Origin of the sequence: Cupriavidus sp. SIMBA_020 (genome assembly GCF_046535395.1) — a bacterium.
GTDB classification, from domain to species: Bacteria; Pseudomonadota; Gammaproteobacteria; order Burkholderiales; family Burkholderiaceae; genus Cupriavidus; species Cupriavidus campinensis.
The window spans coordinates 1-419 of record NZ_JAWRWU010000098.1 but is presented as its reverse complement, the minus strand read 5'-3'; the positions used below and the strand labels follow the sequence as shown (position 1 = coordinate 419).

At 63.2% G+C, this 419-nt stretch carries 1 protein-coding gene; it reads left to right on the top strand.

Annotated elements, in window-relative coordinates; translation table 11 throughout:
- Positions 1-419: PCRF domain-containing protein (locus tag SB751_RS28315; RefSeq protein ID WP_410748827.1), on the top strand; the 419-nt coding region annotated here is incomplete at both ends.

The window sequence follows — 419 nt, the reverse complement described above, 5'->3', positions numbered from 1 at the left end:
CCTGCGACTGGGCGTCGATGCTGCTGCGCCAGTACGTGCGCTACTGCGAGCGCAAGGGCTTCAAGAACGAAGTGCTCGAAGAGTCCGAAGGCGACGTGGCCGGCATCAAGAGCGCGACCATCAAGGTCGAAGGCGAATACGCCTACGGCTTCCTGCGCACCGAAACCGGCATTCACCGCCTCGTGCGCAAGTCGCCGTTCGACTCGTCGGGCGGCCGTCACACGTCGTTCTCGTCGGTGTTCGTGTATCCGGAAATCGACGAATCGTTCGAAATCGACGTCAATCCGGCCGACCTGCGCATCGACACGTATCGCGCTTCGGGCGCGGGCGGTCAGCACATCAACAAGACCGACTCCGCCGTGCGTATCACGCACATCCCGTCGGGCATCGTCGTGCAGTGCCAGAACGACCGCTCGCAG